Genomic DNA, 24,975 nt, shown 5'->3' on the forward strand with positions numbered 1-24,975 from the left:
TGCACTAATGAAGTTCTACTACCCTATTTACCAAAGTTCCTATTTTTTCAATACTACATTCAACTATATCACCTTGTTTTAACACTTTAATTGGTGTAAATCCCATGCCAACTCCACTTGGTGTACCTGTTGATATAATATCACCAGTTTTTAATGTAATACCTTTAGACAAATCACTTATTATATAAGGTATATCAAAAATTAAATTCTTTGTATTAGATTTTTGCCTTACCTCTCCATTTACAGTGCAACTTATATCCAAATTAACGGGAAATGGTACTTCGGTTTTATGAATTATGTAAGGTCCCATAGGACAGAATGTATCCAAACTTTTTCCCTTAAACCACTGTATATGTTTTCCTTGAAGATCTCTTGCAGATACATCATTTATTATAGTATAGCCAAAAATATACTCTTCAGCATCCTCTTTTTTTATATTTTTGCCATCTTTGCCTATTATAACTGCAAGTTCAACTTCATAATCTACCTGATTTGTAATTTTTCTAGAAAATTCAATATTATCGACCGTTCCCACAGCTGGTGATGCTGCCTTTGTAAAATAAATTGGTACCTCTGGAATACCATTTCCAGCTATTCTTGTAATTTTTATTTCCCTAGCATGTTCTATATAATTTTTTCCAAGACAAAAAACATTTCTCCTTGGATATGGTATCGGAGCTTCAATTTTAATATTATTTATTGGTATAGTTTCTATGCCTTTCTTATCTATACACTCTTTAATTATATTCAATTTAGAATCATCCAGGTAATCTATAAGCTCCAGCATAGTTTTAGGTGGATTTTTCTCTCCCATATTTTTAAATATATTATCAAAATCTATGACAGAGTTATTCTTTAAAATTCCTATAGATTCTTTTTCTTTATACAGATATGTTAAAAACTTCATATTAACATCTCCCACTTATATTAAATCAATCTTAGTTGAACTTATATTATGCCCTTCCGCTGCAGCACATCCAGTTATTTTCCTCACATACATTTATAGATACATCTTCATAACCTGCATCTACAAAGAGCTGCTTTAACTGTTCTGGGGTGTGCATAGTCATTTTATCCATATATTCATCATTTTTTTCTTTAAACTTATCACTTATGTACATCTCATTTATTACTGTAAAAATTCCATTTGATTTTAAAACTCTTTTAACTTCTTTAAAGCTTTTTAATAAATCAGGCCAAAAATATATAGTCTCAACTGCAGTTACCACATTAAATTTATCATCTTCAAAAGGAAGTTTTTCTACATTTGCATTATATACTTCCACTCTTTTTTCATCTATAAGCTCTTTATTAAATTCTTTGGACCAGTTAACACAATCCATAGAATAATCTACACCTATAACCTTTCCCTTTTTTGCTATGTTAGCTAATCTATTTATAGTTCTTCCGCCTCCACAGCCAATATCCAAAATAATATCCTCTTGTTTAATGGAAATTTTATTGAGTCCCCAGGTGGTAACTTCAAAATGATCTTTGTTCATAGAACTAGCTATAAACTTACCTACTTCCCCTGTTGGTTTTCTACACTGATTTAATCTTCTAGAAAGTTCACTCATAATATATTTGCTGCTTGAAACTTAATTTTCAAACAGTATTTCGCCTCCCTGCTATGCATTTTTATCTAACAAAATATAATCTTTTAATATAACCGCCTTTATCTTATCATAACTTATATCTTCAGAAAGTTTCTCTTTTATAGGTTTTAATTTTGATATTCCTATCTTTTTCGTAACTTTTAAAATTTGATTTTCTTCTTCATCTGTAAATATTCCACCAAAATTTATATTTAAATCTAAAACACCCTTTTCTTCTGCATACTTTGTTATATGTGAAAGTACCGTAGATACAGTAATTTGCCTGTCTTTTGCTATTTGTTCAAGGTCTTTGTGCTCTTTAATCATCTCTGCCGTTATTTCATGAGTTTTTAGTTTTAAATTTTTGCCTTCTTTGACATTTTTATCGTTTTTTAACTCATTTTTAAAAATCCACTGTGGTTTAATTTTACTTTCATCCATGTAGTTTTTTATAGCTTCTAAAAATCTTTCACCATATTTTTTTAATTTCAATTGACCTACACCAGATACATCCATCATCTGCTCAAAATTTATAGGACACCTGCTGCTAAGTTCCTTTAACGTAGTATCCGGGAATATCAAATAAGGAGGTATGGATTCCTCTCCTGCTATTTCCCTCCTTAAAACTCTCAAAATTTCAAATAGATCATTATTTAAAGTAATCTTTTTAGCCTTAACAATTTCCTTTAAGGTTACTTTTTCTTCTCCCTTTAGAACCTTTATGGATCTAGGATTCAATATCACAGTAGGATATTCTCCTTCTTTTAATGAAATGTACCCATGAGCTATAAGTGTATTTATGAAATTTGAAAGTTCTTCCTTTGAATAATTTTTCATTATTCCATGAGTAGACAACTTATCAAATCCGTACTGAATCACTTTTCTCTGTGAGGAACCTCTAAGTACATCTACTATCATATTTACTCCAAATTCTCTTTTCATTCTATATATACAGGAAAGTACTTTTTGGCAATCTATAGTTTTATCTACATATTCTCCTTCACTTACACAATTGCTGCAATTCCCACATTCTTCATAATCCACTTGTTCTCCAAAATAATTTAATATATACTTTCGTAAACATCCATTGTAATGTACAAAATCTATCATTTGTTGAAGTTTTTTATATTCATTTAATCTTCTTTCAGGAGATTGAATACTTGTTTCAATAAGATACTTTTGGGTAATAACATCCTGGGGAGCAAACATTAAAATGCAGTCGCTTTTCTCTCCATCACGACCAGCCCTGCCTATTTCTTGGTAATAGCTTTCTATGTTCTTAGGCATATTGTAATGAATAACATATCTTACATTTGACTTATCGATACCCATTCCAAATGCATTTGTCGCAACTATTACATTTACTCTGTCATATACGAAATCCTCTTGATTATTTTTTCTCTCTTTATCAGAAAGACCTGCATGATATCTAGCAACAGCTATATTATTTTCTTTAAGCCTTTCATATATGCTATCCACTTCTTTTCTAGTAGCTGCATATACTATGCCAGATTGTTCTTCATTAGTTTTTATGTATTTTAGCATATACCCTAATCTATTTCCAATTTTCAAACATCCAATTTTCAAATTTTCTCTATCAAAACCAGATATGAAAACCTCAGGTTTATTCAGCTTTATTTGATTTACAATATCTTCTCTAACCTCTTTAGTAGCCGTAGCTGTAAAAGCTGTAACTACGGGTCTTTTAGAAAAGCTTTCTATAAATTTCCATATATATGTATAGCTAGTTCTAAAATCATGTCCCCACTGGGAAACACAATGTGCTTCATCTACTGCTATTTGAGATACTTCTATGCTTTTTATAATCTGGCAGAATTCAGAAGACTCCAACCTTTCCGGTGCTACATACAGCATTTTTATATTTCCTGCAATTAAGCTTTCACATATATGCAAAATATCCTGGTGTGAAATAGAACTGTTTATATAAGCTGCCCCTATACCTAAATCCTTTATGTTATCTACTTGATCTTTCATAAGTGAAATAAGTGGAGATATTACAACTGTTACCCCCTTAAATAACACTGCTGGTATCTGATAACATATGGATTTACCTCCTCCAGTGGGCATTACAGCTAGCGTATCCTTCCCCTTTAGTATACTTTCAATTACCTTTCCTTGATCCTTCCTAAAGTCACTATACCCATAATATTTATGTAGAATTTCCAAAGCACTACTAAGCAATGATTTCACCCCTGTAACATAATCTATTTTTATTATAGCATAGAGATATTATAATATCCTGATTTGCACTTTTAAAAAATAAGCATCCTTCCTCACTACAACTGCACTGTACTTGTAATTAGTAACTATATGTTCTATAGAATCATAGTATTTTTTATCTATAGAGTATACAACCTGTTGATTTTTATCTATCAGACTGTAGGCACCCTGTTCCTTCTTTATATATAAATTATCCCACTCTTCAATTTCTACTGCACTTTTAGGGATATCAAATAGTATACCCCTTGATTTCAATATTTGCAAAAGATAGGAATAAACTTCATCATAGGATTTTTCCTTTGCAATAAGTTTCTCCTTAATAGCTGAAAGTTTATCTAATTTTTCTTCTTCCTTCTTTAATTGAATCTCTAATTTTTCTTTTTTTGTTCCTAAATCTTGAACTCTATTTTGTTTATTTTCAGTATAGTTTTTTATAAATTTATGCAGCATATTCTCATTTTCATTCACAAATATTCCTCTTTTCACACTTGTTAATATATAGCTGTTGCACTGTAAATCATAATTATATAAAATTATTATAGAGGTGTCTAAAATGGATAAAGTATATACCTTAATATTAAAGTATATAAAAAAAATTAAAAAGTCAATTATTTTTGGTATGCAAAATTTGAATTTGTTTTTTGATAAGAAAAAAACTATTGATACTGCATATAAACCTATGTTAGATGAAAAATTGAAGGAAGTAAAAGATTTAAAGGATAAATTAAATGTCATGCAAAATAATAATGCCTCTTTCGAAAAACAAATCAAACATTTAAGAGGCTCTATGATGAAAAAAGAAAAACTTATAAAAAATCTCCAGGACATTATATCCCAAAGGCAAAATTAATACTTGTATTCTATTATATCAAAATAAAGGAGAGACATACTTCCCTCCTTTATTTTAACAACCTTGGTATACCTTGCTATAAAAACTTATCCATTAACAAATAAATTTTGTTTAAAAGATCTTCCACAGAATGACGTCTGCTTCTTCCACATACTTTTGCATTTTCACCGCATAAAAGACATTTTCTCTCACTTACACCTAAGTCTGTCCTACTAATCTGCTTTCCAGCTTTAGTGAATACATCAAAATCAAATATTCTTCCAAGCTCATGGTTTTCTTCAATAGATACAGTAATTTTTTTTACACTAATCGCATCTGCATCTACATTTAAAAATGCCTCATCACCGGCAGCAGAACTATTTAACATTTTGTGAAGTATATCTATATTATTCTCTTTTAACTCTTCTTCCAGCAAGCAAATCCCCTTTTTATGAAGCTTAGCAAAGGATTCATTATTTTTTTCTGCTCCTGGTATATTTAATGTAAATGAAATTAGTGTGGTTTTAAATATATTCAATAATTCTTTTTGAATTTGTGCCCTTTTTTCTTTAGCTTTAAGTATTTCATCAAGGATATTGCTTGCATTTTTCATAATTATTACCTCACTATTTTACTTGCTTTATAACATCGATACTAATACATATTTAAAAGTTTTACAATCGTTTTTTTAATTATTTAAGTATTTATAGAATTTTAATACCATTTATACTTTAATTTCTAATGTAACATTCTCATTAAGAATATAGCCCATGTAACTGTAGCAGCTCCACCAAGTCTTGTTGCTACCTGTGCAAATGGCATAAGTTCAAGACGGTTTCCTGCAGTAAGTATTGCTACATCACCTGTACCACCCTGTCCACTGTTACATGAAGTTACCATAGCAGACTCTACTGGATTCATATTAAGCATTTTACCTACAAAGAATTCTACTACAACAACAGTAAGTACAGTACAGAATATAGTAACTAAACAAGCTGGATTTGTTATAACTGCTACAAGATTTTTCCATGGTGTCATAGCAACACCAACACCAAGCAATAATGGTACGGTTATACCTGTTACTGTAAATCTAAAAATAGCATGTCCGCCTTCTTCTATACTTTTGGGAATAATACCAAGTGCTTTTGATATTACAGCAGCAAGTAACATAACTATAGGAGCAGGAAGTCCAATTACAGAATTTATGTATACCCCAAATAGATAAAGTGTTAAAGCTAATATTCCAGCAACAATCATAGTAGAAAGTTCAACTGGTCCATCTTTCTTCTTCTTAGCATATTTTAATATATCATCATCGTCTGATTTAAGTAATTGTCCATTACCTGATAATTCAGGTCTCACCTCACCTATATTAATAATGGTATAAGCAATACTAATTGCTGTTGATAGCCATCCCAAAAGCATTACCTTTAACATATGAGATGTTTTAAAATAAATTGGACGGTTACCCAGTGAAGTGGTGAACTAAAAATTAACTTACTACTTATAAAATACTCTATCTTATATAGCTAATAGTTAATGCATGATGATGAAATAGATAATACTCGTTACCACAGCAGTTCCAACGCACACAGGCAATCCAACAAAGAATTCCTTGGAAAACATTGAATCTCGTTCTTTTTCCGGTGTAAATCCAAGTACCATAGCGCCTCCTGCAGAAAATGGAGAAATACCAGTAGCTAGTCCACCAATCGTCATGCATGTATACAGTAAAATAGGATTTAAGCCTGTAATATGTGAAACGGAAGCAATAATAGGGAAAAGCGCTGGGGCAACAACACCGACAAAGCTACCACCAAACATATTCAAGATTGCTGCCACAAGGCATAGTGCAATTGGCACTAAGAATACTGGGATACTGGTACCAACCCAGTTTGCAAGGAGTTTCACAGTTCCGGCTTTTACGGCAACTGCCACCAACATTCCCATGCCGGAAATCATAATCAATGTGTTCCAAGGCACTTTTGCAATGACACTTTTTTCATCACCGAGATGGAGAACAAAGGCTATAACGGTAAAGATAATTGCAATAAGTCCCACATCTACGCTTGAATTAATGAATGTAATAGAACCACTTGAAGGAACAACCAAGTGCAGTATTGGAGGTATAAGCAATATAATTACAAATATAAAAATTAGGATAAGATTTGTTTTTTGTTTTTTGTCAAATGGCTTAGATTTTTGTATGTCCATTGTTTCTAGTATTTCAATATTGCCACCTGATGCTTGTTTCCTTTTCTTGTTGGACAAATGCATCAATAGCATAATGATTAAACAAGTCATTACCAAATATACTACAAAAATACTGACAGAAGCAACAAACGCTAAATTACTTGAAAAACCCTCGCTTGTAATCAGATTCCTGTAAATAACACCGTTTAGACCAATCATAAAATTGGAACCAACCTGTCCACCACAATCAGCACACAAAGCACCTACGAGAGGATTGATTTTAATCTTTTTACAAGCAATAAGAGCTATAGGAGCCATAATAACCATTACAGTATAATAGCCTGCGCCAAGTGCGGCTATCAATACAGAAATAAAGAAAATAGCAATGGGGAACACCAGTGGAGCTGAACGGAAGCGATACAAAAGATTCCCCGCAAGCGTTCCCAATGTTCCATTTACGATAGCAAAACTAAAGAACAGTGAAATAGCCAAAATGACAAAGAAAATTGACATCGGCCACAATGCAATAACTTTTGAAGGAGATATCTTTAATATAAAACATCCGATTATGTAAGCAAAAGAAATGGCTAGCAATCCGATATTGATCTTTGCTTTACGTCCAATTACAATTGACAATACTAAAGCTATACCTATAATTAAGCTAATCATTGATTACACCCACTTTCACTGCAACTATACATTTAAAGATTTCTATTTTGTACATAATACCACTCCTAATTAAAAATATATTTGTTTTAATTTGTATCATACTTGTACTACATTGGTATTTTTTTCTGTTAAAATGTTTTTATGAGACATATATTTCACTCCTGTTGTTAAAATTGTTGTAGTAAGTAATTTATACAACAAAAGTGAGGTTTGTCTCTATTTTTCTTATAATTTTTTCAATTGTAAATATATGTTATCAAATTTTCTCAACTATAGAAATATAATTAAACCTATTTTTATATAAAAGTATTGCTAATAAATCGGTTACTGTTAATGTTTACATTATTCTTAAAAAAAATTCAATATGGTCCAGTATAATACTTTTTCAATCAGATTGGATCTAAAATCCAACCTGATTTTTACATATTATAAATATATACTTAGGCTAAATTATTTTACCTGTTTGATAACATCGATAATAGTACCATCTCTGTATTCAACTACACCAACAATCTTGTCACCATATTCAATTGCCTTAGGTTTTCCTGTAATTTCTTCTGCCTTTTCTCTTAACTCTTCTATAGTACATACTGGAAGCTTTGCTTTCTTAAATTTTTCAAGTAAATCTTTTCTAAGAGGATTTACTGCTATTCCCCTGTCTGTAACTACTACATCTACTGTTTCTCCTGGAGTTATTACAGTATTTACTTTCTTCACAACAGTAGGTATTCTACCTCTAATAAGCGGACAAACTATCATAGAAAGTTTTGCTCCTGCTGCAGTATCACAGTGTCCTCCTGATGCTCCCCTAATTACTCCATCTGAACCTGTAATTACATTGACATTGAAGTCTGTATCTACTTCCAGTGCACTTAATATAACTATATCCAATTTATTAGAAATACATCCATTATTATGTGGATTAGCATATAGGGATGAACTTATTTCATAATGATCTGGGTTTTCTCCTATGGATTTTGCTGCTATTAAGTCAAAGCTCTGTACATCACAGATTTTTGAAATAAGACCCTCTTTTTGCATTTCTACAAACTGGCCTGTAATTCCACCTAATGCAAAACTAGCTTTAATATCTTTTTCAATCATCTTTTCCCTTAAAAATCTTGCTACTGCAAGGGATGCTCCACCGGAACCACTCTGGATTGAAAATCCTGGTACAAAATATCCTGAAGCTTCAATTGCTTCTGCTGCATACTGTGCAATCAAAAGTTCTCTTGGGTTCTTTGTATATCTTGTTGCACCGGATGCTATTCCCTTAGGATCTCCAATTGCATCTACCTTAACTACATAATCTACATTGTTTTGTTCTATACTTGCAGGTACATTTGGATATGGTACCAAATTGTCTGTAATAAGTACTACTTTATCTGCATATTCTGCGTCTATTTTAGCGTATCCTAGTGAACCACAAAAGGATTTTCCTGTATATCCATTGGCATTTCCATAGTCGTCACAGCTAGGTGCACCTAAAAATGCCACGTCTATTTTTAAATCTCCTGCTTCTATAGCTCTCGCTCTTCCACCATGGGAACGTATTATAATAGGTGTATCTAAAATTCCATTTGATATAGCTTCTGCAAGTGGTCCTCTAACACCACTAGTTATGATTTTAGTAACAACACCATTTTTTATGTGTTCAATTACTGGTTCATGGACACTGCTTAAAGAACTTGGTGCTAAAGTTAAGTTTTTTATTCCCATTTCGGCTATGACGTCCAGCACCATGTTTAATATGTAATCTCCTGCTCTAAAGTGGTGGTGAAATGATATTGTCATACCATCCTTTAATCCTGTCTTTATTACAGCTTCTTTTATACTCTCAAGTAATTTACTTTCTCCAGGTTTTATACTGGATATTTTTCTTGCAAATTTTTTCTTTGTTGGTTTGAAATCAAATGGTCCCCCATAAGGTACCAGCTTTCCAATTCCTTCTATGTAATCCGGTATTTCTCTTCCTATTTTATTCTTAGTCAATGTCTTCTCCTCCTTCACTTACGCATATACCTGAAGCTTCTGCTAACATCAAAGCTCTTTGTGCACGTTCTATAATAGGTTTATCTACCATTTTTCCATTTAGTGAAACTACTCCAGATCCTTTTTCTGCAGCATCTTTTGCAGCTCTTATAACACGAACGGATTTATCTATTTCTTTTTGTGAAGGTGTATATATCTTATGGACAGGAGCAATTTGTCTTGGGTTTATTACGGACTTTCCGTCAAATCCTAACTGCTTTATAATCTTTACTTCATTTATAAATCCTTCTTCATTGTTTACATCAGAAAATACTGTGTCAAAGGCATATATTCCTGCTGCTCTGGCAGCTAATAATACATGGCTTCTTCCTGCAAGAAGTTCTATTCCATCTAAAGAACGGGTTGTCTTTAAATTAGTAACATAGTCTTCTGCCCCTATTGCTATTCCCATAAGTCTCTTGCTTGCTGTAGCTATTTCATAGGCATTCATAACTCCTATAGCACTTTCAACAGCTGCCATAATTTTTGTCTTTCCAACAGGTATTCCTGATTGTTTTTCAATTCTTTCTATTTCCTTTTCTACATCTATAACATCTTGTGCACATTCTGTCTTTGGAAGTCTTATAACATCAGGTTGTGCCCTTACTATTGCCTCTAAATCTTCCATTCCAAAAGGTGTATCAAGTCCATTTATTCTTACTACTGTTTCTGTGCCTTCATAATCTATGGATTTTAGTGCATTGTATACTAAGAATCTAGCTGTATCCTTTTCATTTAGGGATACTGAATCTTCTAAATCAAACATTAGAGAATCTGCTCCATATATATGTGCATCCTTAACCATTCCTGGATTGTTTCCCGGTACATACATCATTGTTCTTCTTAACTTGTACATTACTTTTCCACCTCCCAGTTGAATTTTGTTTCTTCTGCTGCCCTCATAACTGCAGCTTGTACCCTTGCTTTTATAACACAATCTAAGGCTCCTTTGTCATTGGCACCTACAATGGCACTTTTTACATCTAGTTCTTCTAAAGTGTCCATTATAACTTTTTTTATCTTGTCTCCAAATTGTTTTTCCACGGAACTTTTTAATTTTATAGCCACCTCATTCTCCGGATTAGGCTGTACTGATATTGTAATATCGCTGGACTCAAATGTTCCTGCTATAGCAGCTTTTTTTATTTCCATAAGTGAACCTCCTATATTAAATCTCTTTTATTTTGAATTTTATTAATTATTGGTATTGCCTCTTTTGAACACAAAAATCTGTAGGTAGTGTCCGGTACTAGATCTTTTACCTGTGAAAGTTTCTTCTCTTTTATGAGATTTCTTACCTTTGATGCACTAATAGCTTCTTCATTTGTACTAAACCTTGGAATTTCCATAATTTCTACGCCAGAATGGGGAAGCATTTCTTTCATCACATTATTGTAAGTTCTAGTAACATCACAAAAGGGCTCCTTTCCTACATATCTTCTAGTAATACCTAACGCAGGTACTATGTATTTAGTGAAGATTTCTATATCCAGCAACGATTGCAGCCTGGCTACCTCATTCTGCTTTTTTATAAAATAGGATGGAAAAGTTGCACTTGATATTACATAATCTTCACCTTTATGAAATACTACATTGTTTAAATGCTGTACTCCCTTTCTTGCTAGTTCATACCTTATACCAGATGGAAAAACTGATTTGTTCTCCCATACTATAAATACATGAACTACATCGCTTTCTCTAGAAGCCTTTTCAATCAAGTACTTATGACCTAAGGTAAAAGGATTGCAGTTCATGACAAGAGCTGAAACTACTCTTCCATCTAACTTCTTCTTTTTTAACTTTTCTATAAACTTATATATACCTAAAGGATCATTTTCCAGCAAAAGAACTTTGTCCATAACCTTGGCCACTTTATAAAATCCCATATCACTGAACATTTTATAGTTCTTAGGCTTTGTGTAAATAAAAAGGTGGCTGTTTCCACGTCTGTATTCTTCTGCTACCAGTTCAGATATTATTTTGTTCGAGATTCCCATGTTCCTACAGCTGTCATCTACAGCTATACATTTTAAAATTCTATCTTCAAAGGAACCTGTAGCAATTATTTTATCTTCTTCATATATTGCTATTGTGTATTCTACATTTTTATCAAATCTTAATCCCTGTTTTAAAAGGAATTGTTCTACTTCCTGCAGTCTTCTAAAATCTCTTTTATCTATTATTTCTTCTTGTAAACTAAGGTATTCCACTTCAGCCACCTCCCACACTAAGCCAACAACAAATACATCCTTATGCTGTAAATTTATTATTTTTTTGTGCTACATCCATAACTGCTTTGGAAACTGCATCACAAACATTTCTATTAAATACACTTGGTATTATATATTCTTCATTCAATTCATCTTTCTTTACTAAATTTGCAAGTCCTTTAGCTGCTGCAATTTTCATTTCATCACATATTTCCTTAGCTCTTACACTTAAAGCTCCCTTAAAAATTCCCGGGAAAACTAAAACATTGTTTATTTGATTTGGAAAATCTGACCTTCCTGTTGCTATAACTTTAGCTCCTGCTTTTTTTGCTTCCTCAGGCATTATTTCAGGTGTTGGGTTGGCTAATGCAAAAATTATACTATCTTTGTTCATACCTTCTACCATTTCACCAGTTACTACATTTCCAGCAGAAACACCTATAAAAACATCTGCATTCTTCATTGCATCTTTTAATGTTCCCTTTGCTAAGCCTCTATTTGTTACCTTTGCTATTTGTTTCTGAGGTTCGTTTAAGCAATTATCTCCTTCGTAAACTATACCGTTTATGTCACAAAGTACTATGTTTTTTACTCCTGCTGAAATCAAAAGCTTAGCTGTTGCAATACCTGAAGCACCAGCACCGTTTATAACAACTTTTATATCACTAATATCTTTATTTACTATTTTCAAAGCATTGTACAGGCCTGCTAACACTGCAATAGCAGTACCATGCTGGTCATCATGATATATTGGTATATCTAATTCTTCTTTTAACTTATCTTCAATATAGAAACATTCAGGTGCTTTTATATCTTCAAGATGTATTCCTCCAAATCCCGGTGCAATGTTTTTAATAGTATTTACTATATCATCAGGATCTGTAGAATCTACACATATTGGTATTGCATTTACATTTGCAAATCTTTTAAGTAACAATGCTTTTCCTTCAACTACAGGAAGTCCTGCTGCTGGTCCTATATTTCCAAGTCCTAGTACTGCAGTTCCATTTGTAACTACAGCTACTGTCTTTCCCTTTATTGTATACTCATATGCCTTTTCTTCATCCTTGGCAATTTCCAGACATGGACCTGCTACACCTGGTGTATAAGCTACTGCCAAATCATCACCGTTTCTCAATGGCATTGTTCCAACGATTTCTATAGTACCGTGTTTTTCTCTATGTAATTTTAAGGATTTTTCTTTTACATTCATAACCATACTTTTTTAGTTAGGCTCAAGAATAAACCTAACCATGCCTCCTTTTTATATTAAACTTATAATAAATGCTAAATTAAATTATTTATAACAATATCCCTTATGGTTTTTAATTTAATCTCTTTCTTAATTCATTAATATAATAGCAAACTTATTTAGTTTTGTCAAAACATTTGTAATAAAACTAAACATTTATTTAAATAAATTCTTGCATTTTTCTTCTTATAATCGTATTCAAGCTTTAAAATAGTCCTATATTCTTATTTTTAGAAATATTTCTTTCAACAAATGTTAAGTATATTAACATTTATAAATATGTGTCTTAACATTAAATTTCAGTATGGAAGTAATAAAATTACTCCTATTTTTATAAAAAATTTATATAAAAATAAATAAGGTAGCTACATAAAATATAAGCTTATGCAGCTACCTTATCACTTACTTCTATAAACTTTTCATATATTCTTCTACTAAATATAAAAACACAGTTACTCCTAATAAATCTGCGCTTCCTCCTGGGCTTACGTTTTTCTCTATGAACCCATTACAGAGATCATTTATTTTTTTTCTTCCTTCACTAGTCCTCATTCCTCCAGCTGAAAGTACTTTCCTAGCTTTTTCTTTAACTTCCTCTAAAACTTCAGGCGAATGCCTGTATATTATAGTTGAATCATCACAAATTTGCATTATTCCAATAAGAGTATGTACCAATCTGTCATTAGTATTTAAATCCGCATTTTCCTTATAAAAGTCCAGGGAAAAATCAAAAACTGTAGGTAATCCCCTCTCTACTTCTCCCCGTACACCTTCTGTCCTATATTTAATAAATAATCTTTCACCATGACTTAAATCTTTTTTATCTTTTAAAGTAAAAAGTTCCTTTGAAACTATGCCCTTTGTCATTTGCTTTATAATACTTCTAATTTCGCTAAATCTCTTTCCCTCATAAATGACCTTTCCTACAGCTGCGCAGGTAACACCCATCAAAAATAGCATTCCCTTATGGGTATTAACTCCCTTTGTCTTAATAAACATATCTTTTTCTGCTTCTATTCCTAAATTTCTAATACTATTAAATAGTTCTTTATAGGATTTATCTGAAAATCCTTCTTGAACAAACATAGTCATATATCTACTTAAAACAGAAGTACTGTCTATAAAAGTAAAAAAGTCCATATCCTTATGAGCACCACAGGATACAGGTGACACCAGGCCAGGACTGGGATAACAAGAAACTTCATAAATCATAGCTTGTACTGCGAAACCTCCAATTATCATAGAAATTTCGTTTATCTGAAACATCTTCTCATTTTTCATATTGTTTTCTCCATATATTATTTTTATTCTATAAAATACGACACATATTTTATCATAGTTACAGGCAAAATGCTATAGAAGATAACTTATATAGAGTTTCTAGATTGAAAGTTAACTTATACAATATCATATAATGACAAATTTCACCACAATAAAAACTTTTGACAAGTCTAAAGCTCGGTATTTTGAAAATCTAAGGATCTTAGCTAAACTCGTGTCTCAGACATATCAAAGCTCCTAAGATTTTCTAAAATACCTCGCTAAGACTTATGGAAAAGTTTTTAAATGTGCTTTCAATTTTGTCATTATATTTTATGTATAAGTTTAAATTTCAATCAGAAACTCTTGTATAGATAGTTAACTCTACAATTAAACTTTACGATCTATATATATGTATTCTAACTTAAAAATCAACTTATACGCAGACATATTTTTACAATAATGAAGTTCTTTTAAATATTTTGTATATAAGTCTTAAGAAAAAATTCGTAAAAACTTAGAACTTTTGAATTGTCTGAGGTACGAGTTTTCAAAAGTTCTTAGTTTTTTTAGAATTTTTTACTTAGACTTATCAAAATATTTAACGAACTGAAGGTTGTAAAAAATATTCGGAGTATAAGTTGATTTTTTGTTTAGAAAATCTCCTTTTATTTATTGCTATCCAGAATATTTACATAAAGATCTTCTGGTTTTATATCTTTCTTTAGAAGACCTTGTTTTTTTAACCAATCTATATTGTTCTGCCAAACACTTTTATCCTGACTCAAAAAAGGCTCACCATTTGACTCCATCTTAGGAAGAAGTATATTCATACTTTTTTCCTCTACTGATTGTACTAGAGGAAAACTATCTTTTTTCTGGTTGTCCATAAGTATTTTTAAAGCTGCCTTAGGATTTTTCTTAGTATATTCGAATCCCTTTTGAGATGCCTTCATAAACTTTTTAAGCACTTCAGGTTTTTCCTTAAGAGTTTTGTCACTAGTTACAAATACTTCTTCATAATAATTTGGCACTCCATACTTTGCAGGATCAAAGTAATTTACAGGATGTCCTTCATTTTGAAGTACTGGAACCTCATGATTTATAAGTCCTCCCGTAGTTGCATCTACTTTTTTAGTTACCATAGAAGATAATAAATCAAATCCTACATCAACCATTTTAACAGAGTTTGGATCTCCCCCTTCTTTTTTTACCATAGTTTTTACATATTGAACATTTAAAGAATTCCCTGAATAACCTACAGTCTTTCCCTGAAGATCTTTAGGTGAATTTATATTTTTTTCCTTTAAAGCTATTATTACATTAAGCGGTGTATGTACAATAGCTCCTATAGATTTTACAGGAACCCCCTGATTTGCTCTTGCAATTACAATATCCGGTTGATAGTATATTCCAATAGTAGCTTTTCCTGCTGCTGGAAGTGAAAGAGGATCTGTAGTATCTGATGGGAATTTAATGTTTACATTAAGTCCTTCTTCCTTATAGTATCCATTTTTAATAGCAGCATATATAAAACTATGTATTGCATTTGGATACCAATCAAGTACTAAATCCACATTTTCTAACTTGCCATCCTTACCTTTTGATGAATCACTGCTATTTCCACATCCTCCTAATATAACAGCCATCAATAAGAATGCAATTACAAGAGATAAATATTTATTTTTTTTCATACTTCATTCCTCCATTTTACTATTTTATTTTCTAAAACATTTAATATTTCCACTAAAATTAGAGCAGCTAGTGATAATATGACAATAGGTGCAAACACTCCTGCGCCATCCATTTGTGTCATCATTCTCTTACTAAAATATCCAAGACCTGCTTCTGCTCCAAGCCACTCACTTACAGCTGCCCCCACTACACTTAAAGGTACTGCCATTTTAAGTGCAGAAAAAAAGTAAGGAAGTGAAGCTGGAAACTTTAACTTCATAAATATATCTTTTTTACTAGCACCATAGGTAATTAAAATTTCTTCCATATCTTTTCTTGTAGAACGAAGTCCATCATATACATTTATAGTTATAGGAAAAAATGTTATAAGTACCGTTACAAGTACCTTACTCCATATACCATATCCAAACCAAAGTATGAATATAGGTGCAAGTGCAGTAATTGGAACTGTTTGAGTTACAATTACAATTGGATAGAGAGCCCTTTGTATTCTTTCACTTATATTCATAGCCACAGCAAGCACTACCCCAAGCACTATAGATATTAAAAGTCCCTCAATAGTAATCAAAAGAGTAGCAGGAAGATGTACTAAAAATAAAATATCTTTAAGTTCCCATATTTTTTCTAAAATAGCAGTAGGAGAAGGCAGTATATACATTGCATCTATATACATTGCTAGAGCCTGCCATATTGCAAAAAACAATAGGGCAACTATTATGGATGATCTATACCTTTTCACAGCCTAACCCCCTTTTTTAGTTCATTTATAAGTTCCTCTTTTATCTTTAATATAGGAGGTGTGTCTATCATACTTCTAGTCCTTGGATAGTTGAGAGGCACTTTTATTTCTTTAAATTTTCTTATTGGGCTTTCAGATGTAACAAATATCTTAGTTGATAAAAAAAGAGCTTCTTCTACATCATGGGTTATAAATAATATAGTTTTATCTAAAGCTAGCCATTTATCAATGATCCATTCCTGCATAGAAACTCTTGTTATAGCATCCAATGCACTAAAAGGTTCATCCAAAAGCAGCACTTCTGCTCCCGTAAGGAGAGTTCTTGCAAAAGACGCCCTCTGCCGCATACCTCCTGATAAATCCTTCGGGTATTTATTTTTATATTTTTCAAGTCCAAAATCCTTTAACATTTTTTCTGCTTGAACCTGTGCCTCTTTCAAATTTTCACCTTTAACTTCAAGAGGAAGATATACATTTTGAAGTATAGTTCGCCAGGGTATAAGAAGATCATTTTGCGGCATGTATCCTATGTAACCTTTTAAATCATTTATATTTTTATCTTTTAAAATTATATCTCCTTCAAAAGCCTTTTCCAGCTTACAAATAAGTCTAAGTACAGTACTTTTCCCACATCCGCTAGGACCTACTATACTTATAAATTCCCCTTTGTCCACATTAAAATTGAGATTTTTTATAATGAAATCAGGATCTTCCTCATATTTGAAGCTTACATTTTTAAATTCCAGCATGATTTCACATCCCCTTGTTATAAGCCATGTCCCAGAACATACATTCATACTTGCTTGTATTTATAAATATTTCCTTTAACCTGTTAAATTTCTTTTCCGATATATTTTCCGTCAAATAATCTAACAAATCTATCACCCACTTAGTCTCCTTTTCATAATCACTAGATATATATCCTTTTATCCACTGTCCGTAAAACTCGTTGTCCAGTGACCCCTCTATTTTACTCAACTTTTTACCAATTAAATAATAACTCCACATACAAGCTAAAAGAGAAGTAGTTAAATCCATTAAATCTCCCATTTGAGATACAGACAGCATATAACTTGTATACGAAATATTTTCAATAGAAGCTTTAACATTTTCTATTTCCTCTTTTTTAATACCAATTTTTTTCATATAATGCCTATGAATATTCATTTCTCCATTTAATATATTGTCCACCATCTTTGAGAACCCCTGCATTATACTTTCTTCACTGGCTTTTACCACCCCTAATGCATACACTTTTGCATAATCAAAAAGATATATGTAATCCTGAATCATATAAAATTTGAATCTATCTATTTCTAAGTTTCCCTCTCCTATTCCCTTTACAAATGGATGTTCATAGTAAGAATTCCATATGTCTTTTACGCTTTCGTATAATTTCATAGATGTTTTCATAATAAGTTTCTCCTTTTTCATCTGACATACACATTATTAATTAAAATAAAAGGTACAAACCTCTTAGGAAGTTTGTACCTTTTATTTATCAACTACATAAAAACCTCTTCCTACGCTGGCATTAACCAGATCAGGTATAGGGTCTAAGAATTATATTCTTACTCTCAGCCGGTAACACCAGCCCCCCTGGGATATTAAATCTATTTAATTTTTACATTATATATACAATTTTTATATTACTACAATAACAAAAATTGGTCAACATGCTAAAGAGTCTCAAATTTAAACACATGTTATATTATAGCAAAGTTTAATCCTTTTATCTGATGGCTACCTACTGTAACACTCCCACTTTTATCAAAGTGGGAGATAACAGTAGCTACGCCCCTAGATAATTCATCTAAACTTAGTGGGAGAAACAAAACTCTAAAGAGAAAGCGACTATCATCAAATCAAAGATTTGGGATATCTGCTTGCACACAGCGAAAGCGACTATCACCAAATCAAAGATTTGGGATATCTGCTTTTCCCACTAAGTAAGATTCATTGATACATATCTTTAAAAACAAAAATCCACTTCTGAACGTAAAATAATTAATTTTAACATTCAAGAGTGAATATATAAAATATTAAATATTTTCAAAGTAATACCTAATTATATATGTCATTTATTTAGCATCCATATTGCATAATTTAATATACCTGCAAATGACACCCAAAGTATGTATGGTATCATTAAATAAGCTGCTGTTTTATCAATTTTACTGAACTCAAAAGTCGTCATTAAAATAAATACTAACAAAATCATCAATTCTAGAAAAGCTAAACCATATAACTGAAATCTAAAAAATATAATTGTCCACATAAAATTTAATGCCAATTGAATAACATACAGCACCAGTGCTCTCTTAACATCTTCTCCTTGCTTTCCTCTAATCCATATTCTATATGCAGCTGTACCCATAAGAAAAAATAAAATAATCCACACTATAGGGAATATCCAACCAGGTGGTGAAAACACAGGTTTAACAAGCTGACTGTACATTTCTTGATTAGACATTCCTAAAAAAGCACTAATAGCTCCGACTCCTTCTGCAATTATAATACTTATAATAAGTTTTCCAATATGTTTTTCTCCATTTACCTTAAATATATTACAAAACATAAATTCACCTCCTACTGCTATTATATTTTAAAGAAAAGACTTTTATTCTGAAAAATATAATAGCTATTAAGTGAAAGAATCCTATGTGAAAATGATACTTGTAATCAATTTCAAGTTATTATATAATTAATTAAAAAGCAGAATAGGTGAGGTAAAATGACAGAAGAACAATTAAAATATTTTATAACTGTAGTAGATACTGGCAGTTATATGGAAACTGCCTTAGAGCTAAATATTACTCAATCTTCTGTTAGTAAACAAATACAAGCATTAGAACATGAATTAGGTGTTCAACTCTTTAATCGTAAACATAGACGTGTAAAATTAACAATTGAAGGAAAACGATTATTACCTCAAGCTAGGCACACATTAGACGAGATTTATCGTTTAGAATATATGTCCAAAAAACTACAACCTGGATATAAAGATAAAATAACAGTACTTTCTTTACCTATTATTGGTAACTTTCATTTGTATATTCCAATGAGTCGCTTTGAATTAGAGAATCCTTCTTTTCTAATCAATTTAGTAGAACTAGAAGAACCACGACTATTTCATAGATTGCAAAATAATAGTTTTGATATAGCACTAACTTATTGGTATGGAGAAAATCTAGATAATAGTAAAACTCTTTTCATTCCTGCTGCTGAAGATGAAATTGTTTTAGCTGTTCACAAAGATACTCCTTTAGCAAAATTGCATTTTATTTTTCCAGAACAATTAAAAAATTCTTCTCTTATGTTAATGGAACCCTATACATGTATATCTAACTTATGTATGGCTTTCTTTGATGAACATGATATTGCTCCAGATATTATATTTAGAGGAAGACCCGAAACTATTTTGAGTGGTGTAGAAGCTAACTATGGTGTTGCTTTAATAACACGTAAGCTAGCAAGTAATTCATCATTTAATAATGTTGTTTTAATACCATTTTCACCTAGTATTTCAATTACACTAGGTGCATTTATTAATAAACATAGTCAAAAGAATCCTAAGATTAACGAACTAGTCAATATGTTAATAGCTAAAATGGCAAATGACAAAAATAAATCTTAGAAGTTCTCTATAACATAAAATCCTGTTTTCCTACTTGATACATATTATTAATCATATCTAAATTTCTAAATTGGAGTTTACACAAATAATCCATACATAATCTAAAATTTAATTGTACTCTATATAAGCATTCTATAACAGCAAGTTTATAGATCAAAAAATAACAAATGAACTTGCTGCTACTTTATTCAAGTCCAATATGAATTCCACTCAATGGTCCTCTTTATTTTATTTCATCACAAATCATTTTACATGAATTACCTGTATAATACAGCTAAGAAAAATATGAGCTATAAATTAATATTTATCTGATGGCTACCTACTGTAATACTCCCACACACTCTGTGAAAGCGATTATCACCAAATTAAAGATTTGGGATATCTGCTTGCACACAGCGAAAGCGACTATCACCAAATCAAAGATTTGGGATATCTGCTTTTCCCACTAAGTAAGATTCATTGATAAACAATTCGAAAACGAAATAAAGCCAATTATTCATTTTTGGAATAAGCAATCAGCTTTTTTTGAATTGGAAAGCCAACATATAAGGTGGTATCTTAAAATTAGATAATTAATTTATTCACAAAATATGCACACAATTATCTAAGCCTATTAGTAGTAAAGGAGGTAAACAAATGGAAAATCAAAAAACGAATAGAAGCGATTTTCTTAATGCAACAAACATAACAGGAATTACATCAGCTGTTAACGGCTCAAGTGGATTAGTAAAAAGTGAGTCAGTCCAGGATGATGCATCATCCGCTACTAAGATCGTCAGAACATGTTGTAGAGCATGTATTTCCAATTGTGGTGTTATTGCACATGTTAAGAATGGACGAGTAATTAAGCTTGAAGGCGATCCTGAGAACCCAATGAACAAAGGATCAATGTGCGCCAAAGGACTCTCAGGGATACAAGCTCTTTATAATCCAAATCGTAATAAGTATCCAATGCTGAGAGTTGGCAAACGAGGTGAAAATAAATGGAAGCGTATTTCTTGGGATGAAGCTATTGACATTCTTGCCAAGAAACTTATGGAAACCCGTGAAAAGTATGGGGCAGAAGCTGTAATATGCTCTACCGGAGGAGGTGGAAACCCTGAGTTTTGGAGTATCTCTAGATTTTGTAATGTATTTGGTACTCCTAACTGGTTTGAGCCTGGTTGTGCTCAATGTTATCTACCACGTACGTTAGCCAATGATCTGATGTATGGCGGTTCGGACTACAGTATCGCCGACTCAAACTGTCTAGAAATTTACGATACCGATGAGACACCAATCAAATGTCTAGTCATGTGGGGATCCGCTCCTTCATACTCCAGTCCTGCAATGGGTGGAGGCGCCGTTGCAGACCTTCGTGCCAATGGAGTAAAAACCGTTGTAATCGACCCTCGTATGACTCCAGATGCAGCCAAGGCTGATGTTTGGTTACCTATAAGGCCTGGAAGCGACGTGGCACTTATGCTGGCTTGGACACGCTACATCATTGATAAAAAACTTTACGATGAAGATTTTGTCATGAAGTGGACAAATCTTCCCTATCTTGTAGACGTCAAAACTAAGATGTTATTACGTGCTAATAAAAGTAATAACCCCAAAATCCCGGATACCTTTATGGTGTGGGATACAAAAACTAACTCAGCTAAGCCGCTTACCTATCCTTGGAATGACAACCTAACCCCTGCACTTGAAGGAACTTTCATGGTGAACGGAATTGAATGTAAAACTGGTTTTCAGCTTTTAAAGGAAAGGGTTGAACCTTATACTCTTGAAAAGGCAGCAAAAACCTGTTGGCTTGATGTAAACAAGATTGAAGAAGCTATTAATTTATACACGCAAAACTCCCCTTCAGGTCTTAACCTAGGCGTTGCCACCGACCAAAGCCCTAACTCAGTACAAGCAGCTATGGCAGCAGTTAACCTAAATGCACTAATGGGTAATATTGAGAAACCTGGAACGCTTATGCAGCGTTTTGAAACAAGTGGTGCTACACCTGTTTTAACATATATAGTCCCACCTGCCCAGAAAATGCTTCCTGAAGAACAACTCAAAAAGCGTCTGGGTGGTACCGAATACAAAGGGCTTCTTCAGTGGTGGGCAGCTCAACCTTCCAGTGTTAGGGATGCAATTATTACCGGAAAACCTTATAAACCAAGAGTATGGATTGAGCGATCCGGTAATAAGTTAGGTGCTGTTGCCGAGAGTGCATCATGGGTTCCTGCTCTTAAAGAAATGGATTTTATTGTACATATGTACATGTATCCTACTTCATTCTCTAACTATGCAGACCTACTCCTCCCCGCATCAGAATGGCTAGAAACAGATATGCCTGTAGAATCCTGTAATAAAATCTTTGTTAGACAAGCTGTTACCCACCTATGGGAAACCATGGATGAAACGTTGTTTTGGTCAAAGCTGGCAAAACGCTGTGCAGAGCTCGGACACGAAAACTGTAAGAAAGCATTTGATGAAGAATATATGGGCGCTGATCTTCCTTACTGGAATAGCATGGAAGAACTTCTTAATCGTTGTACAAGTGTTTTTGATATGACATGGGATGAATTCAAGAAAAAAGCTCCTTTTGAATTCTTGCCTAAAAATGAGTGGAAACAGTACTATGTTTACAAACAGATCGATCCAAAGACAGGTAAGGCAAGAGGATTTGATACACCTTCTAAGAAAATTGAAATTTACTTGGAAAGCCTGATTACTTTAGGAAGAACAGGAATGCCTTATTCCACATATAAATTACCTCCTGCTTCAAAGGACTATGATCCACTGCCATACTACTTAGAGCCTTCTGAAAGTCCTCTTGAAGGCAGTGAACTAGCTAAAGAGTATCCTTTAGTTATGACCAATGGGCGAATTCCTTTTTATCATCATAATACATTAAGAAATGTCCCATGGCTAAGAGAGATGTACCCTGTGCCTGAAATATGGATTCACCCTACAGCTGCAAAAACTTATGGTATTTCCCATGGAGACTGGGTATGGGTAGAATCTCTAAGGGGCAAGATTAAAGCAAAATCTAATGTAACAAAAGGCATAAATTCCGGAACCGTATACATGGAACGTTTTACTTTCCCTGAAAATTATCATACTGAGACCGAAGGATGGCGTGAAATGAACGTCAATGTACTTTCAAAATCAACTGCTCCATTTAATGATGTTGTTGGAACGTACACTTTAAGAGGCTATCTTGTAAAAATTTCAAGAGCCGATGATGGTCCGCCAAAAGGTGTCTGGACAAAACCTGATCAGTTTAAGACATGGCTTCCTCAGCCATCTGATCCTACGGAGGTGGTTAAATAATGAAACAGAACATTTTGGTAATTGATGTAGATAGATGTATTGGCTGCTATGGCTGCAAGGTAGCGTGTAAAATGGAGAATGGGGTTGCTCTCGGCTCCTCAAGGAACAAATTATTGACCATAGGCCCCATAGGAACATATCCAGATATACAAATGTATTTTTTACCAGTGATGTGTCAGCAATGTGAGGATCCTGCTTGCGTCAAAGTCTGTCCTACAGGGGCATGCTATAAACGTAGTGAGGATGGTGTTATTGTTATTGACAAAGAAAAATGTATTGGTTGTAAAAGCTGTCATAGAGCCTGCCCTTACGAAATAAACAACTTTAACAACGAAATGAAGGTAATGGATAAATGTACTCTTTGCTCTCATTTAACACAAAATGGCGAAAAACCTGCATGTGTAAAAACTTGTTCCAGCAGAGCCCTATATTTCGGTGATATCAACGATCCCAATAGCGATGTATCAATAGCACTAAAAGAAGCTGGAAGTGAAAATGTATACAGTCTTCGTGATTTTGGCAATCATCCTTCTGTTCGATACATTTTGCGCCATGACAAATGGATTGATGTTATTCCACAGGAGTGTAACGAACAAGATGGGAGGAAAAGATAGGTGGATAGAAAATCGGATTCCTTGAAGCTTATGAAAAACCGTGAGAATCTATATCGCTTTTTGGTACGTCTTTATAAAATAGAAATAGATGAACCGTTACTTACACAAATGAAATCTATGAGCTTTCCTGTAGAGTGCTGCCAAACTAAACTCAGTGAAGGATACCGGATACTTAGAGAATATCTCGATAATTGCAGCAGTGATCCGATCACCGACCTAGCTAGTGACTACGCAAAAATTTTTCTTGCTGCAGGTATAGCGGATGGCTCTGCTGCCTTCCCATACGAATCAGTATATACCAGTAGAAAAAAGATTATTATGCAGGATGCTTATGATCAAGTAAAGGCGATATATGCTGCAAAAGGTCTTAAAAAAAATGATGATGAAGGATCGGAATTTTATGAAGACCATATATCTTTAGAACTTGATTTTATGGCTTTTCTATGCCATGAGACACAATACATTTTAGGCACACAGGATGAATCAAAATTTCTATCCTGTGTAAAAGAGCAGATGGATTTTCTAAGTAAGCATCTGTTGAATTGGGTTCCTAGATTTTGTTCTGATATAGAAAAATATGCTGATACAAAATTTTATAAAGGAATTGGAAAAATAACTGATAGCTACTTGGCCTTGGATTATACAATTCTAAAAAGTTTGACAGATTGAATATAAATATGTGTTGTAAAAGAATTTAT

Annotated in this window: 23 protein-coding genes and 1 riboswitch; of the genes, 5 read left to right on the forward strand and 18 right to left on the reverse strand. The window is 32.7% G+C overall.

What is annotated here, in order from left to right; genetic code table 11:
* Positions 1-4: 4 nt before the first annotated feature.
* From CLJU_RS12435 to CLJU_RS12450, 4 genes are read right to left on the reverse strand one after another with little or no spacing between them, the layout of a single operon-like run.
* Positions 5-907: a fumarylacetoacetate hydrolase family protein gene (locus tag CLJU_RS12435; RefSeq protein ID WP_013239172.1), complete on the reverse strand. Its 903-nt coding sequence runs from the start codon at positions 905-907 to the stop codon at positions 5-7.
* 46 nt (positions 908-953) lie between these two features.
* A complete protein-coding gene (locus tag CLJU_RS12440) occupies positions 954-1,577 on the reverse strand; it encodes a class I SAM-dependent methyltransferase (RefSeq protein ID WP_013239173.1) in 624 nt (207 codons plus the stop codon).
* A 51-nt stretch (positions 1,578-1,628) separates the two neighbouring features.
* A complete protein-coding gene (gene recQ / locus CLJU_RS12445; RefSeq protein ID WP_013239174.1) occupies positions 1,629-3,797 on the reverse strand; it encodes a DNA helicase RecQ in 2,169 nt (722 codons plus the stop codon).
* A 48-nt stretch (positions 3,798-3,845) separates the two neighbouring features.
* Entirely contained in the window at positions 3,846-4,304 is a 459-nt protein-coding gene (locus CLJU_RS12450) for a hypothetical protein (protein ID WP_013239175.1), read from the reverse strand.
* Positions 4,305-4,389: 85 nt separating this feature from the next.
* On the opposite strand from CLJU_RS12450, the gene CLJU_RS12455 reads away from it, so the two are divergent.
* Entirely contained in the window at positions 4,390-4,686 is a 297-nt protein-coding gene (locus CLJU_RS12455) for a hypothetical protein (RefSeq protein WP_013239176.1), read from the forward strand.
* 76 nt (positions 4,687-4,762) lie between these two features.
* Here CLJU_RS12455 and citX read toward each other — a convergent pair whose 3' ends face one another.
* The 14 genes from citX to CLJU_RS12525 form a co-directional block, all read right to left on the reverse strand.
* Positions 4,763-5,278, reverse strand: coding sequence for a citrate lyase holo-[acyl-carrier protein] synthase (citX, locus tag CLJU_RS12460; RefSeq protein ID WP_013239177.1), 516 nt, complete (start codon positions 5,276-5,278; stop codon positions 4,763-4,765).
* Between the two features lie 125 nt (positions 5,279-5,403).
* On the reverse strand, positions 5,404-6,102 hold the full coding sequence (locus tag CLJU_RS12465) for a 2-hydroxycarboxylate transporter family protein (protein ID WP_013239178.1): 699 nt from the start codon (positions 6,100-6,102) through the stop codon (positions 5,404-5,406).
* Positions 6,103-6,201: 99 nt separating this feature from the next.
* The gene (locus tag CLJU_RS12470) at positions 6,202-7,527 is read right to left on the reverse strand and encodes an SLC13 family permease (protein ID WP_013239179.1); all 1,326 of its coding nucleotides are present in this window, start codon (positions 7,525-7,527) and stop codon (positions 6,202-6,204) included.
* A gap of 450 nt (positions 7,528-7,977) precedes the next feature.
* Positions 7,978-9,519: a citrate lyase subunit alpha gene (gene citF, locus CLJU_RS12475; protein WP_013239180.1), complete on the reverse strand. Its 1,542-nt coding sequence runs from the start codon at positions 9,517-9,519 to the stop codon at positions 7,978-7,980.
* Positions 9,512-10,414: a citrate (pro-3S)-lyase subunit beta gene (gene citE, locus CLJU_RS12480; protein WP_013239181.1), complete on the reverse strand. Its 903-nt coding sequence runs from the start codon at positions 10,412-10,414 to the stop codon at positions 9,512-9,514. The genes citF and citE overlap by 8 nt, the downstream gene beginning before the upstream one ends.
* Positions 10,414-10,710: a citrate lyase acyl carrier protein gene (citD, locus tag CLJU_RS12485; RefSeq protein WP_013239182.1), complete on the reverse strand. Its 297-nt coding sequence runs from the start codon at positions 10,708-10,710 to the stop codon at positions 10,414-10,416. Before citD ends, citE begins: the two co-directional genes overlap by 1 nt.
* Before the next feature lie 11 nt (positions 10,711-10,721).
* A complete protein-coding gene (citC, locus tag CLJU_RS12490) occupies positions 10,722-11,768 on the reverse strand; it encodes a [citrate (pro-3S)-lyase] ligase (RefSeq protein ID WP_013239183.1) in 1,047 nt (348 codons plus the stop codon).
* 40 nt (positions 11,769-11,808) lie between these two features.
* Positions 11,809-12,987, reverse strand: coding sequence for an NAD(P)-dependent malic enzyme (locus CLJU_RS12495; protein WP_013239184.1), 1,179 nt, complete (start codon positions 12,985-12,987; stop codon positions 11,809-11,811).
* Between the two features lie 441 nt (positions 12,988-13,428).
* Positions 13,429-14,301, reverse strand: coding sequence for a triphosphoribosyl-dephospho-CoA synthase CitG (gene citG, locus CLJU_RS12500; protein WP_013239185.1), 873 nt, complete (start codon positions 14,299-14,301; stop codon positions 13,429-13,431).
* A gap of 647 nt (positions 14,302-14,948) precedes the next feature.
* Complete coding sequence (locus CLJU_RS12505) at positions 14,949-15,974, reverse strand: ABC transporter substrate-binding protein (RefSeq protein WP_013239186.1); 1,026 nt, start codon at positions 15,972-15,974, stop codon at positions 14,949-14,951.
* The gene (locus CLJU_RS12510; protein ID WP_013239187.1) at positions 15,971-16,714 is read right to left on the reverse strand and encodes an ABC transporter permease; all 744 of its coding nucleotides are present in this window, start codon (positions 16,712-16,714) and stop codon (positions 15,971-15,973) included. The genes CLJU_RS12505 and CLJU_RS12510 overlap by 4 nt, the downstream gene beginning before the upstream one ends.
* Complete coding sequence (locus CLJU_RS12515) at positions 16,711-17,463, reverse strand: ABC transporter ATP-binding protein (protein ID WP_013239188.1); 753 nt, start codon at positions 17,461-17,463, stop codon at positions 16,711-16,713. The genes CLJU_RS12510 and CLJU_RS12515 overlap by 4 nt, the downstream gene beginning before the upstream one ends.
* Before the next feature lie 4 nt (positions 17,464-17,467).
* Positions 17,468-18,127, reverse strand: coding sequence for a thiaminase II (tenA, locus tag CLJU_RS12520; RefSeq protein WP_013239189.1), 660 nt, complete (start codon positions 18,125-18,127; stop codon positions 17,468-17,470).
* Between the two features lie 90 nt (positions 18,128-18,217).
* Positions 18,218-18,325: riboswitch (TPP riboswitch) on the reverse strand.
* A 466-nt stretch (positions 18,326-18,791) separates the two neighbouring features.
* The gene (locus tag CLJU_RS12525; protein ID WP_013239190.1) at positions 18,792-19,292 is read right to left on the reverse strand and encodes a TspO/MBR family protein; all 501 of its coding nucleotides are present in this window, start codon (positions 19,290-19,292) and stop codon (positions 18,792-18,794) included.
* A gap of 156 nt (positions 19,293-19,448) precedes the next feature.
* Here CLJU_RS12525 and CLJU_RS12530 point away from each other — a divergent pair, with 156 nt between their 5' ends.
* The 4 genes from CLJU_RS12530 to CLJU_RS12545 all read left to right on the forward strand — a co-directional run bounded on the left by CLJU_RS12530 (position 19,449) and on the right by CLJU_RS12545 (position 24,946).
* The gene (locus CLJU_RS12530; protein WP_013239191.1) at positions 19,449-20,351 is read left to right on the forward strand and encodes a LysR family transcriptional regulator; all 903 of its coding nucleotides are present in this window, start codon (positions 19,449-19,451) and stop codon (positions 20,349-20,351) included.
* Positions 20,352-20,987: 636 nt separating this feature from the next.
* Positions 20,988-23,663, forward strand: coding sequence for a molybdopterin-containing oxidoreductase family protein (locus CLJU_RS12535; protein ID WP_013239192.1), 2,676 nt, complete (start codon positions 20,988-20,990; stop codon positions 23,661-23,663).
* Entirely contained in the window at positions 23,663-24,277 is a 615-nt protein-coding gene (locus CLJU_RS12540) for a 4Fe-4S dicluster domain-containing protein (protein ID WP_013239193.1), read from the forward strand. The genes CLJU_RS12535 and CLJU_RS12540 overlap by 1 nt, the downstream gene beginning before the upstream one ends.
* A complete protein-coding gene (locus CLJU_RS12545; protein ID WP_013239194.1) occupies positions 24,278-24,946 on the forward strand; it encodes a TorD/DmsD family molecular chaperone in 669 nt (222 codons plus the stop codon).
* Positions 24,947-24,975: the final 29 nt, after the last annotated feature.

The sequence above is a fragment of the Clostridium ljungdahlii DSM 13528 genome, from assembly GCF_000143685.1.
Taxonomy (GTDB): domain Bacteria; phylum Bacillota; class Clostridia; order Clostridiales; family Clostridiaceae; genus Clostridium_B; species Clostridium_B ljungdahlii.

What these genes read in the sequence shown, in the direction of transcription:
- CLJU_RS12435 (WP_013239172.1), bottom strand. Translation starts at nt 907, where the DNA reads ATGAAGTTTTTAACATATCTGTATAAAGAAAAAGAATCTATAGGAATT.
- CLJU_RS12440 (WP_013239173.1), bottom strand. Translation starts at nt 1,577, where the DNA reads ATGAGTGAACTTTCTAGAAGATTAAATCAGTGTAGAAAACCAACAGGG.
- CLJU_RS12455 (WP_013239176.1), top strand. Translation starts at nt 4,390, where the DNA reads ATGGATAAAGTATATACCTTAATATTAAAGTATATAAAAAAAATTAAA.
- citX (WP_013239177.1), bottom strand. Translation starts at nt 5,278, where the DNA reads ATGAAAAATGCAAGCAATATCCTTGATGAAATACTTAAAGCTAAAGAA.
- CLJU_RS12465 (WP_013239178.1), bottom strand. Translation starts at nt 6,102, where the DNA reads ATGTTAAAGGTAATGCTTTTGGGATGGCTATCAACAGCAATTAGTATT.
- CLJU_RS12470 (WP_013239179.1), bottom strand. Translation starts at nt 7,527, where the DNA reads ATGATTAGCTTAATTATAGGTATAGCTTTAGTATTGTCAATTGTAATT.
- citE (WP_013239181.1), bottom strand. Translation starts at nt 10,414, where the DNA reads ATGTACAAGTTAAGAAGAACAATGATGTATGTACCGGGAAACAATCCA.
- citD (WP_013239182.1), bottom strand. Translation starts at nt 10,710, where the DNA reads ATGGAAATAAAAAAAGCTGCTATAGCAGGAACATTTGAGTCCAGCGAT.
- CLJU_RS12495 (WP_013239184.1), bottom strand. Translation starts at nt 12,987, where the DNA reads ATGGTTATGAATGTAAAAGAAAAATCCTTAAAATTACATAGAGAAAAA.
- citG (WP_013239185.1), bottom strand. Translation starts at nt 14,301, where the DNA reads ATGAAAAATGAGAAGATGTTTCAGATAAACGAAATTTCTATGATAATT.
- CLJU_RS12505 (WP_013239186.1), bottom strand. Translation starts at nt 15,974, where the DNA reads ATGAAAAAAAATAAATATTTATCTCTTGTAATTGCATTCTTATTGATG.
- CLJU_RS12515 (WP_013239188.1), bottom strand. Translation starts at nt 17,463, where the DNA reads ATGCTGGAATTTAAAAATGTAAGCTTCAAATATGAGGAAGATCCTGAT.
- tenA (WP_013239189.1), bottom strand. Translation starts at nt 18,127, where the DNA reads ATGAAAACATCTATGAAATTATACGAAAGCGTAAAAGACATATGGAAT.
- CLJU_RS12525 (WP_013239190.1), bottom strand. Translation starts at nt 19,292, where the DNA reads ATGTTTTGTAATATATTTAAGGTAAATGGAGAAAAACATATTGGAAAA.
- CLJU_RS12530 (WP_013239191.1), top strand. Translation starts at nt 19,449, where the DNA reads ATGACAGAAGAACAATTAAAATATTTTATAACTGTAGTAGATACTGGC.
- CLJU_RS12535 (WP_013239192.1), top strand. Translation starts at nt 20,988, where the DNA reads ATGGAAAATCAAAAAACGAATAGAAGCGATTTTCTTAATGCAACAAAC.
- CLJU_RS12540 (WP_013239193.1), top strand. Translation starts at nt 23,663, where the DNA reads ATGAAACAGAACATTTTGGTAATTGATGTAGATAGATGTATTGGCTGC.